Annotated in this window: 12 protein-coding genes; 6 read left to right on the top strand and 6 right to left on the bottom strand. The window is 68.1% G+C overall.

All coding sequences use genetic code 11. The features are described from left to right. Positions 1-179: 179 nt before the first annotated feature. From GZ67_RS0107005 to GZ67_RS19700, 5 genes are all read left to right on the top strand, one after another. The gene (locus GZ67_RS0107005; RefSeq protein ID WP_029264415.1) at positions 180-1,184 is read left to right on the top strand and encodes a substrate-binding domain-containing protein; all 1,005 of its coding nucleotides are present in this window, start codon (positions 180-182) and stop codon (positions 1,182-1,184) included. Between the two features lie 81 nt (positions 1,185-1,265). Beyond that, entirely contained in the window at positions 1,266-2,873 is a 1,608-nt protein-coding gene (locus GZ67_RS0107000) for a sugar ABC transporter ATP-binding protein (protein WP_029273831.1), read from the top strand. After that, positions 2,870-3,943 (top strand): ABC transporter permease, encoded by a 1,074-nt coding sequence (locus tag GZ67_RS0106995; RefSeq protein ID WP_036304416.1) that lies wholly within the window; start codon positions 2,870-2,872, stop codon positions 3,941-3,943. Before GZ67_RS0107000 ends, GZ67_RS0106995 begins: the two co-directional genes overlap by 4 nt. Next, positions 3,940-4,977, top strand: coding sequence for an ABC transporter permease (locus GZ67_RS0106990; protein ID WP_029264418.1), 1,038 nt, complete (start codon positions 3,940-3,942; stop codon positions 4,975-4,977). The genes GZ67_RS0106995 and GZ67_RS0106990 overlap by 4 nt, the downstream gene beginning before the upstream one ends. Positions 4,978-5,110: 133 nt before the next feature. Then, positions 5,111-5,383, top strand: a complete 273-nt coding sequence (locus GZ67_RS19700) for a hypothetical protein (RefSeq protein WP_051662404.1) — start codon at positions 5,111-5,113, stop codon at positions 5,381-5,383. Here GZ67_RS19700 and GZ67_RS19695 read toward each other — a convergent pair. The 5 genes from GZ67_RS19695 to GZ67_RS0106965 all read right to left on the bottom strand — a co-directional run bounded on the left by GZ67_RS19695 (position 5,368) and on the right by GZ67_RS0106965 (position 10,942). Beyond that, entirely contained in the window at positions 5,368-5,838 is a 471-nt protein-coding gene (locus GZ67_RS19695) for a hypothetical protein (protein ID WP_136025782.1), read from the bottom strand. The two genes, GZ67_RS19700 and GZ67_RS19695, sit on opposite strands and share 16 nt — an antisense overlap. A gap of 39 nt (positions 5,839-5,877) precedes the next feature. Further along, on the bottom strand, positions 5,878-7,746 hold the full coding sequence (locus GZ67_RS0106980; RefSeq protein ID WP_029264420.1) for a beta-L-arabinofuranosidase domain-containing protein: 1,869 nt from the start codon (positions 7,744-7,746) through the stop codon (positions 5,878-5,880). After that, positions 7,743-8,633: a carbohydrate ABC transporter permease gene (locus GZ67_RS0106975; protein WP_081859920.1), complete on the bottom strand. Its 891-nt coding sequence runs from the start codon at positions 8,631-8,633 to the stop codon at positions 7,743-7,745. The genes GZ67_RS0106980 and GZ67_RS0106975 overlap by 4 nt, the downstream gene beginning before the upstream one ends. A gap of 5 nt (positions 8,634-8,638) precedes the next feature. Beyond that, positions 8,639-9,544: a carbohydrate ABC transporter permease gene (locus GZ67_RS0106970; protein WP_029264422.1), complete on the bottom strand. Its 906-nt coding sequence runs from the start codon at positions 9,542-9,544 to the stop codon at positions 8,639-8,641. A 99-nt stretch (positions 9,545-9,643) separates the two neighbouring features. Beyond that, positions 9,644-10,942, bottom strand: coding sequence for an ABC transporter substrate-binding protein (locus GZ67_RS0106965; RefSeq protein WP_029264423.1), 1,299 nt, complete (start codon positions 10,940-10,942; stop codon positions 9,644-9,646). A 172-nt stretch (positions 10,943-11,114) separates the two neighbouring features. Here GZ67_RS0106965 and GZ67_RS0106960 point away from each other — a divergent pair, with 172 nt between their 5' ends. Beyond that, entirely contained in the window at positions 11,115-12,143 is a 1,029-nt protein-coding gene (locus GZ67_RS0106960) for a LacI family DNA-binding transcriptional regulator (RefSeq protein WP_029264424.1), read from the top strand. A 48-nt stretch (positions 12,144-12,191) separates the two neighbouring features. On the opposite strand, the gene GZ67_RS0106955 is transcribed toward GZ67_RS0106960, so the two are convergent. Then, positions 12,192-13,037, bottom strand: a complete 846-nt coding sequence (locus GZ67_RS0106955; protein WP_029264425.1) for an NAD-dependent epimerase/dehydratase family protein — start codon at positions 13,035-13,037, stop codon at positions 12,192-12,194. Between the last annotated feature and the right edge of the window lie 37 nt (positions 13,038-13,074).

The following is a 13,074-nucleotide window of genomic DNA, read 5'->3' as shown; positions in this document are numbered from 1 at the left end:
TCGGTAACAGAACCTCGCCGCTGGAACATTCCTGATTTTTGGAACAATCCTTGTGTTCCAGAAATTGTTCCCGGTAACATCGCCGCAGGATAGGCAGTGCCGCTGTCCTGCACTCACGCAAGGGACCACGTCAGGTCCACCATTGCCGGGCTGACTACCGGCATCTCAAGGAGGAGAACATGTCCGCGAAGAAGCGCATCCGCATCGCGCTCGGTCTGGTCGCAGCCGGCGCACTCACCATCGGCCTTGCCGCCTGCTCGTCCGGAGGAACCGACGGAGAAGCCGGCGGCGATGGCGGCTCCGACGAGCTGACCACGGTCGGTTTCGTCGCCGTCGGCCCCGAAGGCGCGTGGCGCGAGGCCAACGAGCAGAACATCCAGGACACCTTCACGGAGGACGCCGGATACGAGCTCAAGTACGCCCCCGCCACCAACCTCGACCAGAAGTCGCAGATCGACGCGTTCACGTCGTTCGTCGACGAGGGTGTCGACGTGATCCTGCTGTCGGCGACCGAGGCCTCGGGCTGGGAGGACTCCCTCAAGCGAGCGCAGGAGGCCGAGATCCCGGTGATCCTGCTCGACCGTGGCATCGAGCCCGACGACGACAGCCTCTACGTCACCCGCATCGCCCCCGACAACGTCGAGGTCGCGAAGGAGGTCGGCACGTGGGCGGCCTCCACCTTCCCCGATGGCGGCAACTACGTCGTGCTCGAGGGTCCGGCCGGCGTCGGCGTCGTGAACGAGCGCAACGAGGGCTTCGACGAGGGCCTCGGTGACGCCGCGCTGACGAAGCTCGACGCGCAGACCGCGAACTGGTCGGCCGAAGAGGGCAAGAGCGTCTTCGAGACGATGCTCAAGTCGGCGAACAACGACATCCAGCTCGTGTTCGCGCAGAACGACGAGATGGGCCTCGGCGCCGCGCAGGCGGCCGAAGAAGCCGGCCTCGTCGTCGGCGAAGACGTGAAGATCGCCACGATCGACGGCACCAAGAACGCCATGCAGGCGCTCGCCGACGGTCAGCTCAGCTACGTGCACGAGTACAACCCGCTGTTCGGCGAGACCGCGATGGAGGTCGTCGAGAAGGCGCTCGCCGGTGACGAGGTCGAGTCGTACATCGTCGTCCCGAGCGAGGCGTTCGACTCCGCCGAAGCCGCGCAGGCCGTGCTGGCCGACCGCAAGTACTGAACCCGACGCCGGAGTGATCCGGCACCCCGCCCGGGTGGCGCCCGCAGCGCGCCACCCGGGCACCCGGACGGAGAGACAGTGATGAACGAAGAACTCCCCATCGTCGAGATGCGCGGGATATCGATCGGATTCCCCGGTGTGAAAGCGCTCGACGGGGTCGACTTCCGCCTGTTCCCCGGTGAGGTGCACGCCCTCATGGGGGAGAACGGCGCCGGCAAGTCGACGTTGATCAAGGCCCTCACCGGCGTCTACCGCATCGACTCCGGGTCGATCGTCGTGACCGGCCAGGAGCGCAGCTTCACCGGAGCCGGAGACGCCCAGGACGCCGGCATCTCGACCGTGTACCAAGAGGTCAATCTGGCGCCGAACCTCTCCATCGGCGAGAACGTCATGCTCGGGCACGAGCGCCGCGGTCCGTTCGGCATCAACTGGTCGGCCACTCATCGCGCGGCCACCGAGGCCCTCAGCCGGCTCGGACTCGGACACCTCGACACCCACCGACCTCTCTCCACCCTCTCGATCGCCCTGCAGCAGCTCGTCGCGATCAGCCGGGCCATGGCGATCAAGGCCAAGGTCCTCATCCTCGACGAGCCCACATCGAGCCTGGATGCCGCCGAGGTCGACGGCCTCTTCGCCGTGATCCGCTCGCTGCGCGACCAGGGGGTCGGGATCCTCTTCGTCTCGCACTTCCTCGATCAGGTCTATGCGATCAGCGACCGCCTCACGGTGCTGCGCAACGGCCGTTACGAAGGCGAGTACCTCACCCGTGACCTCGACCGGCACGCGCTCATCTCGACCATGATCGGCAAGGACCTCGACGCGCTGAAGTCGCTCGGCGGCAACCGTCGACGCGCACCCCGTGACGCCGAGGAGAAGCCGCTGCTGTCCGCATCCGGCATCACGCGTCGCGGCGCGGTCGAGCCCACCGACCTCGACATCCGCCCCGGCGAGGTGATCGGCGTCGCGGGCCTGCTCGGCTCCGGACGCACCGAACTCGCCCGGCTGCTCTACGGAGCAGACCGTACCGACGGCGGGACGATCGAACTGCACGGTCGCCGCGTCGAGCTGAAGTCGCCCGCCGAAGCGCTCGCGTTGCGCATCGCGTTCTCGACCGAGAACCGCCGCGACGAGGGCATCGTCGGAGACCTGACCGTGCGCGAGAACATCATCCTCGCCGTGCAGGCCGAGCGCGGCTGGGCGCGGCCCATGCCCCGCAAGGAGCAGGACGCGATCGTCGAGAAGTACATCGCGCAGCTGAACGTGCGCCCCGCCGATCCCGACCGGATGATCAAGAACCTCTCGGGCGGCAACCAGCAGAAGGTGCTGCTCGGCCGCTGGCTGGCGACGCGGCCCGAACTCCTCATCCTCGACGAGCCCACCCGCGGCATCGACGTGGGCGCCAAGGCCGAGATCCAGGAGGCGGTCGCCGAACTCGCGGAAGAGGGCGTCGCCGTGGTCTTCATCTCGTCCGAGCTCGAAGAGGTGGTCCGGCTGTCCGAGCGGATCGTCGTGCTGAAGGACCACCGCAAGATCGGCGAGATCCAGAACGGACCCGACGTCACGGCCCAGGTCGTCGTCGATGTGATCGCCGCGCACGGCGTGGAAGCGGCGGCCGAGACCCTCGACGAAGCCGACGGCGCGCTGCCGGATAGCATCGCTCACACCACTGACAAGGAGGCAGCGCGATGACCGCCGCAACCGGCTCCACCATCTGGCGCGACCTGATCCACAAACCCTTCTTCTGGGGGATCGTCGCCATCGCCGCACTGCTCGCCCTGAACGTGCTCAAGGACCCGACCTACCTCGCCGTGACCATCAACCCGAACAACGGCAACCTGGTCGGCAACGTCATCGACATCCTGCGTCAGGCGGCGCCCATCATGATGATCGCGATCGGGATGTCGCTCGTGATCGCCACCGGTGGCATCGACCTCTCGGTCGGGTCGCTCATGGCTGTCGCGGGCGCCGTGTCGATGGAGTTCCTCAGTGCTGCCGACCCGTCGGCCGGGGTGGGCGGAGCGCTCGGCGCCGTCGGGCTCGCGCTGCTGATCACCGGAATCCTCGGGGCGGTCAACGGGGTGCTCGTCGCCTACGTCGGGCTGCAGCCGTTCATCGCCACGCTCGTGCTGATGCTCGCCGGGCGCGGCATCGCCAAGGTGATCACCGGCGGTCAGAACACCACGGCGTCCAACGATGCGTTCCGCTGGATCTCGAACGGCTTCGTGCTCGGCATCCCGGTCGTGTTCATCCTGGCGGTGCTGCTGGTGCTCGCCGTCGGCTGGGTCGTGCGCCGCAGCGCCCTCGGCCTCATGATCGAGGCCATCGGCATCAACCCGCGGGCGAGCCGCATGGCCGGCATCAAGCCGAAGGGACTGCTGCTGACGACGTACATCCTCAGCGGTGTGCTGGCCGGTGTCGCCGGCATCATGTCGGTCGGCAGCGTCATGACCGTCGACATCTCCCGCACCGGATACCAGCTGGAGCTCGACGCCATCCTCGCCGTCGTCATCGGCGGGGCTTCTCTCGCCGGAGGCAAGTTCTCGCTGAGCGGGGCCTTCGTCGGGGCGCTGCTCATCGCGACCCTCGACAAGACCGTCCTCTACCTCGGCATCTCGTCGTCGGCGACGCCCGCGTTCAAGGCCATAGTGATCGTCGCGCTGTGCCTGCTGCAGTCCGAGCGCGTGCGCAGCTGGTTCCGCAGAAGACGCCGTTCCGCGCCGGTCGAACCCGTCGCGCAGAAAGAGGAGGTGGCCGCATGAGCGTGGCGACGGCGGCTCCCGCCCTGAACGAGACCGAGACGCTCCTCGACCGGATGCGACGCGTGGTCACGGCGAACCCGTCGGTGCTGCCGACCATCGCCTCGGTGGTCATCTTCGTCGGCATGGTCGTGTTCGGCGAGATCGCCTACGGGCGCATCGTGCAGGCGAACACGCTCTCGAACCTGCTCATCAACAACGCGCACCTGATCGTGTTGGCGGTCGCACTGACCTTCGTCATCCTCACCGGGGGCATCGACCTGTCGGTCGGGTCGATCATCGCGCTGTCCTCGGTGGCCGGGGTGATGCTCTCGAACGCGGGCTGGAACGCGCTCGCCGTGATCGTCGCCATGATCGGGATCGGCGCGGCCTTCGGCGTGGTGTCCGGCGTCCTGATCCGATACTTCAATGTGCAGCCGTTCATCGCGACGCTGGCGATGATGTTCCTCGGTCGCGGGCTCGCCTCGCTGCTGAGCACCAAGCCGGAGCGGCTCGGCGAGGAGTCGCCCATCCGCTGGATCGGCGTGCAGCTCAAGATCGTCGACGGACCCAAGGTGAACGACCTCGTCATCACGCCGGCCGTGGTGATCGCGGTGATCGTCGTCGCAGTGGCCTTCTTCGTCCTGCACCGCACGCGGACCGGACGGACGGTCTACGCGATCGGCGGGTCGGAGAGCTCCGCGCTGCTGATGGGTCTCCCCGTGCACCGCACCAAGGTGCTCGTCTACGTGATCAGCGGTTCGCTCGCCGGACTCGCCGCCGTGCTCTACACAGCACGACTCGGCACGGCGCAGAACATCACCGGCATCGGGTGGGAGCTCGACGCGATCGCTGCGGCCGTGATCGGCGGCACGGTGCTCACCGGCGCCTACGGCTACGTGCTGGGCTCGGTCATCGGTGCGCTGGTTCTCGGCCTGATGAACGTGCTGATCACCCGTGATGGCGGCATCCCGCCGGAGATGACGACCATCATCACCGGCGGCATCCTGTTGGTCTTCGTGCTGCTGCAGCGGGCGGTCACCCGGAAACGGGAGTAGCCCCGAGCTCCTTTCGAGTGGATCGATCGTGGAGTGCAGCCAAACAAGAAACCCCCGCCTATGGCGAGGGCTTCCGGGATATAGCGCGCCGACCCTTGTCCGACGCTCGTGTGTTAAGGATATCGTGTGATCGATGGTCGGTCAACGATCCCTAGTCTCCCTGCTCGGTTCGGCGCGCTCCGGTGTGTATCTGACCGCGGCAGCGGGAGACGCGGCCCGCGCCGGCGAACTCTACATGTGGTCGACCCAGGTTTCGGGTGCCCTGCATGCGCAACTGTCCTATGTGGAGATCGCAGTGAGAAATGCGATCGATCCCGTGCTGCCTCATGGAACGCTGCACAGCCAGGGCTGGGGCGCGATTGGACGGACGAGCATGGCGCTGCCGCTCCGCTATACGGACTCCTGAAGGATGCCCTTTCCGTAGCACGTAAGAATGCGGTCAAAGAGTCCCAGCGCCGCCCGCGCAACCACGGGCGGCACAACGCTCCAGTAACCCATGACGACATGATCGCTCAACTCATGTTCGGTTCCTGGGTGAAACTCGTACACAGCACCGATGGCTCGCCCCGGCAAGCCCAGCTCTGGTCGCACGCCATCCACCGAGCATTCCCTAACGTGCAGGGTTCCGACGCTGAGCGCATCCGTCTCGGTCGCCAGCTTGAAACCATGAGACGCCTTCGCAACCGGGTCGCGCATCACGATAATCTCCTCCAAGTCAACATCCGCGCCCGCCTCAACGAGAGCCTCTCGCTGCTGGCAAAGATCGATCAAGATTTCCCGACGATTGCGGCCGGACGGAGCACCCTCCGTCGACTCTCCAAGAGCGATCCGCGCCTCGACTGGTGACTTGAGTTCATTCACCGTGCCACTCGCTCCGAGTTGTGGTTGCGAGCCCTCAGGTCAGGCCGTCGGGATCCAGACCCGCATCGTGGACGGACCGCGCTGCGCCCAGTCGTGATACGGGACGAGCAGGGCCTCCGCGACCTCGCCGGAGGCGCGGTTCCGAAGCGGCATCCGCACGTGACCGCCGGACTCGACGGGCTCGCCGGCGACCACCGCGTCGACCACATCGGCGCCGAAGTCGAGAGACTCCAGAGCCAGCACCTCGGGGCCGCGCTCGACCGCGACCGAGCCGCGCACGGCGTCGACGCGAGGATCGGGGCTCGTCGTGCGCGCCATGAGAGGCAGCGTCAGCTCGACGAAATCACCGGCGCGGAAGGCGCGGCGCACTTCGACCGTGCCGGGAGCGGCCGGATGCTGCGCGCTCTCGCCGTCGGCGTCGACCCGCACCGTCGCGCCCTCTGCCCACGCCGGCACCCGCAGGGTGAGCGTGAACTCGGCGTCTTCCGCGATCGTCACCCGGATGCCGCCGTCGACCGGGTATCCGGTCGCGATGTCGAGCGCGATCACGCGTCCGTCGGGCAGCGTGGTGCGCACGGATGCCGGCGCGTACTGATGCAGCTGCACGCCCTCGTCGTCGGCCGTCGCGACATAGGCCGCGAGGCTCGCGAAGGTGCGCGCCACGTTGGGCGGGCAGCACGAGACCTCGAACCACGGCGCGCGCAACGACGAAGAAGCACGCTTGGACGTTCCCTCCGGATCGGCCGGTACCCCCGGAACACGCTGGTGCAGGGTGTTCGCGTAGTAGAACGCCCGACCGTCCGGCGCGGGAGACGTCGCGACGACGTTGAAGAGGGTGCGCTCGATGAGGTCGGCGTGCCGGGTGTCGCCGGTCGCGAGCAGCAGCCGCCACGAGAACATGATCGACCCGACTCCGGCACACGTCTCGGAGTACGCGCGATCCGAAGGCAGCTCCCAGTCGGCGCCGAACGCCTCGTCCTGGTGGTGCGACCCCTGGCCGCCGGTCACATAGGTGCGGCGCTCGACCGTGCGGTCCCACTGCCCGCGCAACGCGTCGAGCAGTGCATCGTCGGAGAGTTCGATCGCCACGTCGGTGGCGCCGGAGGCCAGGTAGTTCGCGCGCACGGCGTGCCCGCGCAGCGCCTCGGCCGCGCGCACCGGCACGTCGTCCTGGAAGTACTCCTGGCCCCATTCGATCTCGGCGAGCGACCCGCGGCCGTGCCGTTCGACGAACAGGGCCGCTTGGTCGATGAAGCGCTGTTCCCCGAGCGCCCGTCCCAGCTCGGCGAGTCCGACCTCGACCTCGGCGTGACCGCAGATCGCGTCGCGGCCGTCGGTGCCGAACTCGCCGCAGACGAGCTCGGCCGCGCGTCGGGCGACCGCGACGAGTCCGTCGTCGGCATCCGGCCGGGTGCGGTGCCGAGCGACCGCCGCCTGGAAGAGGTGTCCGAGGCAGTACAGCTCGTGGCCCCACTCCAGATCCGACCAGCGCTCGCCCTGCCCCGGGCGCCCGAACTGCGTGTTCAGATAGCCGTCGGTCTCCTGCGCGGCAGCCACCCGCGAGACCACGGCGCGGAAACGCTGCTCGAGCGGGGCATCGGTCGCGGCATCCGTCCGTCCGATCTCCCAGGCGAGGGCCTCGAGGTACTTGTAGATCTCGGAATCCGCGAACTCCCGCCCGCGGCGCCCCTCGGGCAGTGTGCCCGCGGCGGCGAGATCGAAGTTGGGCAGCCAGCCCTCCGACTCCAGGCGCGATTCGATGTGGTCGAGGGTCGCCGTGCCGTTGACGGCCTGGCGTTCGCCCCAGAATCCGCCCGTGATGCGCACGTCGTCGAGGCCGAGGGGGCGCAGGCGCCCGCGCGTGGGAACCACCGGAGCAGCCGGTGCAGTGGTGTCGAACATCGTCATCCCTTGAAGGCGCCGGACATGAAGCCGCGCACGTAGTGTCGTTGGAGGATCAGGAACAGCACGATGCAGGGGAGCGCCAGCACGACGACTCCCGCCTCGGTGGCGCCGTAGTCGACGACACCCTGCACCTGCCCGCGGAGGTTCGCGACCGCGAGCGGCAGTGTCATGCGGTTCGAGTCGTTGATGAGGATCAGCGGCGCCATGAAGTCGTTCCATGCCGTGAGGAACGCGAACAGCCCGACGGTGACGAGTCCGGGCTTGACCGCCGGGAGCAGCACCCGCCACAGGGCGCCCCAGCTGGAGCATCCGTCGACCATCGCCGCCTCGTCCATCTCGCGCGGGATCGATTCGAAAGAGATGCGCATCATGAACATCGAGAACGGCAGCTGGAACATGGTGATCACGAGTGCGACGCCCACCAGCGAGTTCTGCAGGCCGACCGCGTTGAGGATCACGTACAGCGGGATGAGCAGGGTCGCGTACGGCACCATCAGGATCGCGAGGGTCAGCAGGAACAGCGCGTTCTTACCCGGGAACGAGAACCGGGCGAAGGCGTAGCCGCCGAGCAGCGAGATGAACAGGGTCAGGGTGACCGTGAGCACGGAGACGAACAGCGAGTTGCCGAGGTAGACCCAGATGCCCGCCTGGTACTCGCCGAGGGCGGCATAGTTGCCGAACCCCCAGCCGTCGGTCTGGCTCGTGCCCGCCATCGGGCTGACCGACGAGACGCCGGTCCAGATGAGCGGGTAGAGGAAGATCACCGCGAGGGCGGTCGTGAACACCCAGTACGGGATGCCGAAGACGATGCGGGCCGCTGTGGAGCGGTATCGGGGCGCTGTCGGCTGGTGGTCCGGCGCGACGATGGTGCGGGTCAGTGTCTGAGACATGCGGGTCAGCTCTCATCCGGACGCCGGAAGGCGCGCAACTGGAAGACGTTGATGACGATGAGCGCGAGGAGCACGATCACCGAGAGGGCGCCGGCGATGCCGAGGCTGTTCTGCCCCTGGAAGGCCACGTTGTAGATCAGCTGCACGACCGTCATCGTGCTGTTGTCGGGGCCGCCCTTGGTGAGGATGTAGAACTGCTCGAACGCGAGCAGCGACCCGGTCACGCACATCACGGTCGTGAGGGCGAACGTCGGCTTCAGCAGGGGGACCGTGATGTAGCGGAAGGTCTGCCAGCGGCTCGAGCCGTCGATGCGCGCGGCTTCGTAGATGTCGTCGGGGATGCCCTGCAGTCCCACGAGCATCAGCAGCATGTAGAAGCCGGCGAAGCGCCACACGATGAGGAAGATCGTCGACCACAGTGCGCCGTCGGGGGTGCCGAGGAAGGTGATGCCCCACGACTTCATGAGTCCGGCGAAGGGCCCGGCGATGGGGGAGTACAGCACGTAGAAGAGCAGCGAGGCGGATGCCAGGCCCAGGGCGCTCGGAATCAGGAACGCCGTGCGCAGGAGGCCCTTCCAGCGGGTCGACTCCTGCACGAGCAGCGCGAGCCCGAGACCCAGGCCGATCAGGAGCACGGTGGTGATGACCGTGTACAGCAGGGTGAAGCGGATGCTGTCCCAGAAGAGGCGGTGATTGACGGCATCCACGTAGTTCTCGGGGAAGTTCAACCCCTGGTTCCCGCTGAGCAGCGGCCAGTCGGATGCCGACATCTGCAGCACGAGGATCAGCGGGACCACGAAGAGCAGCGCCACGAAGATCGCGGTGGGGGCGGCGTACAACCACCCCTGCACGGGGCCGCCGAATCCGGTGCGCGCGCGTCGGCGGCGCAGCGGGGGTGCGGTCGAGGTCATCGGGTTCTCTTTCGTCGGAGGCTGTCGCTTTGTCGGATGCTGTCGCTGCAGTCGAGGGGAGCGGCGGGCGGCGCGTCATGGCACCGCCCGCCGGGAGGATCACTGCCCGAGGATGGCGGTGATCTCGTCGTTGTCGGCGTCGACGGAGTCCTCGCCGTTCAGCACCCGGTTGCGCACGAGCGTGAGCCACGGGCTGCCCGGCGCGTTGAACGCCTGCTGGAAGTTCAGAGCCACGGGTGTGCTGCCCTGCGCCGCGACCTCGTTGATCGTGACCAGACGGGGGTCGGCCGCCGCGTACTCGTTGTCGGCGAGGTCGCCGCGTGAGACCGCGTTGCCGTCCTTGGCCAGTACCTCGACCTGTGCCTCCTCGGACATCATCCAGTCGAGGAAGTTCCAGGCCTGCGCGGACTGCTTCGAGTCCTTCGAGATGCCGATGCCGTCGCCGCCGACGAACGTCGAGACGCCGCCGTCGACACCCGGGATGCCGGCCACGCCCGCGTCGAACTCCAGCGAGGGGAGGAGCGTCGCCGGGAACGGCATCACGCCGACCTTGCCCTCGCTGAAGGCCGCGGTCCAGGTCGGGCCGGTCTCGTCGGTGGAGCTCGGAAGCACCGCGCCCGCCTCTTCCAACTCGGCCCAGGTGTCGTACACAGCCTGAGCCGAGTCGCCGTTCAGCAGCGATTCGGTGCCGTCGTCGCTCATGACCTCTTCGCCGGAGGCCCAGACCGAGGGGAACCAGGTGAAGACCAGGCAGCCGCCGCAGTTCAGACCCGTGGCGGTGCCGTAGGTGTCGGGCTTGTTCAGAGCCTGCACCGCCTGCACGGCCTCGGAGAACTCTTCGAGCGTCGCCGGCGCCTTCTCGGGGTCGAGGCCGGCCTCGGCGAACAGCTCCTTGTTCCAGAACAGCATCGAGAGGTCGAGCGCGAACGGCAGCACGTACTCCTTGTCGTCGACGGTGCCGGCGTCGAGGTGGCCCTGGTTGATCTCGTCCTTGAAGTCGAGGCCGTCGATCTGGGTCGAGAGGTCGGCGAAGAGGCCCTGTTGCGCCCAGTTGGGCACGTAGACGATGTCGGCCGCGAAGAGGTCGGGGAGTCCGCCGGACCCGGCGGCGGCGCCGACCTTGGCGACGTAGTCGTCGTTGGGGACGACCGTGAGCTCGACCTGGTTCTCGTGCGAGTCGTTGTACGCATCGACGAGCAGTTTGGCCTGGCGTTCGATGGGAGCGCGGGTCCAGAGCGTCAGCGTCGACCCGTCGTCGACGCCTCCCGCGGGGATCTCCTCGGTCGGGCCGGCGGTGTCGTCTCCGGCTGCGCAGCCCGCCAGTGGGACGGCGAGCAGGCCGGTGACGGCGAGGATGGTGGCGGTGCGGCGGAGCGCCCGTCGTCGGGGGGTGTGCATGGGATTGCCTCCAGGACTCTTCGGTGAGTGGATGCGGTCGGCGAGCGACGGCAGTGTCGAGCTGAGGTGCAATTTCGAAAACTCCGAAACCGCTTTCGAAAGGTATATCGTGAATGAAGCGCGGCGGTCAAGCATCGCTCCGATAACCTTTCAGAAACGTTCAGGGGGCGAGATGGTCAGCAGCGGCGACATGGCGGGCAAGGCGGCGACGCTCAGCGACGTGGCACGGCATGCCGGCGTCTCGATCGCCACGGCGTCGAAGGCGCTCAACGACCGTGGTGATGTCGCAGTGGCCACCAAGGCCCGGGTCGTGGCCGCCGCCGCAGAGCTCGCGTTCACCCCGAATGCGATGGCCCGAGGGCTCCTCGCCGGACGCACCGGCACGGTGGGACTGCTCACCAGCGACCTCGAAGGCCGCTTCATGATCCCGATCCTCATGGGGGCGGAAGACGCCTTCGGTGCGGGGCGCATCAACGTGTTCCTCTGCGACGCCCGCGGCGACGCGATCCGCGAGCAGCATCACCTGAAAGAGCTGTTGAGCCGCCGCGTCGACGGCATCATCGTCGTCGGACGGCAGACCGACCCGCGTCCCTCGCTGGGGCAGGACATCCCGGTTCCGGTCGTGTACGCGTATGCGCCGTCGGACGATCCGCGCGACCTGTCTCTCACCCCCGACAACTACGCGGGAGGGCGCCTCGCGATCGAGCATCTGCTCTCGTGCGGGCGCCGACGCATCGCGCACATCTCGGGCGAACCCTCCTACGCCGCGGCGCAGGATCGCCTCGCCGGTGCCAGGGCCGCGCTCGCCGAAGCCGGGCTCGAGTTCGTCGGCGCCCCCATGCTCTCGGAATGGACCGAGCACTGGGGTCGGGATGCCGGAGCGCTGCTGCTGCAGCGGCATCCGGATATCGATGCGGTGTTCTGCGGGTCCGACCAGATCGCGCGCGGTGTGCTCGACTCGGCGCGGGATCTCGGGCGCTCGGTGCCCGACGACCTCGCCGTCATCGGCTACGACAACTGGGAGGTGCTGGCGACCAACGCCCGCCCGGAGCTGACCAGCATCGACGCGAACCTGCAGCAGCTCGGGCGTCAGGCGGCGCAGCGCGTGTTCGACGCGATCGACGGCGTCGACATCGGTGAGGGGTCGCACCATCTGCCCGTGCGCCTGGTCATCCGAGGCTCGACCATCGCTCGGCGCTGACCCGTTCCAGGCGCTTCGACGGGCTCGGTGACCCCGGCGCTGCCGGCGTCACACGTGCTCGCGCCAGGAGTGCTGCGGGTCGTAGCCGAGCACGCGGCGCGCCCGGTCGATCGACAGCAGCGTCTCGTTCGGGCCGAACTCGCGGCGCTTCGGCACGTCGGGGAACACTTCGGCGAGCAGTTCGTCGTTGGGCCGCGACATCACGGTGTCGGCCGCCGCGATGATGAACCGGTCGAATCCGGGGGCTGCGACCTCCAGCGCCCGCTGCACCGCCTGGGCGCCGTCGCGGGCGTCGATGTAACCCCACAGGTTCCACTTGCGCCCGAGGGCGTCGGCGTCGAACGAGGGGAACTCCGCGTAGTCCTCGGGGACCATAACGTTCGAGAACCGCAGGGCCGTGATCGACAGGTCGGGGTGCCAGCGCACGAGCTCGGTCGCGAGCTGCTCCTCGAGCGTCTTCACGAGCGAGTAGACGGATTCGGGGCGCGCGGGGTAGTCCTCGTCGACCGGCACGTAGGGCGGCGGCACGTCGAACGGCAACCCGAGCACCGTCTCGCTCGACGCGTACACGATGCGTCGGATGCCGAGGCGCACGGCCGCCCAGAACACGTTGAACGTGGCCGGCATGTTGTTGTGGAAGGTCGCCACGTCGGTGCGGATGCCGGGGGCCGGGATCGCCCCGAGGTGCACGACCGCGTCGATGCCGTCGTGCCTGTCGCCGACCGCCGTGAACGCGTCGACGACCTGGCCGTAGTCGGTCAGGTCGACCTGCACGAAGTCGGGGCCGCGGGTGCCGGTGAGGTCCATGCCGATGACGTCGTAGCCGTTCGCACGGAGTTCGCGGGCGACGACGCGGCCGAGCTTGCCGGAGGAGCCGGTGAGAGCGATGCGCATGTCACCAGAGTGCCACGGCGGCGGGCCGAGTGGACCG

Source organism: Microbacterium sp. Cr-K20 (assembly GCF_000708325.1).
In the GTDB taxonomy this organism is placed as follows: Bacteria; Actinomycetota; Actinomycetes; order Actinomycetales; family Microbacteriaceae; genus Microbacterium.
This window is presented reverse-complemented; position numbering and strand designations above follow the sequence as displayed.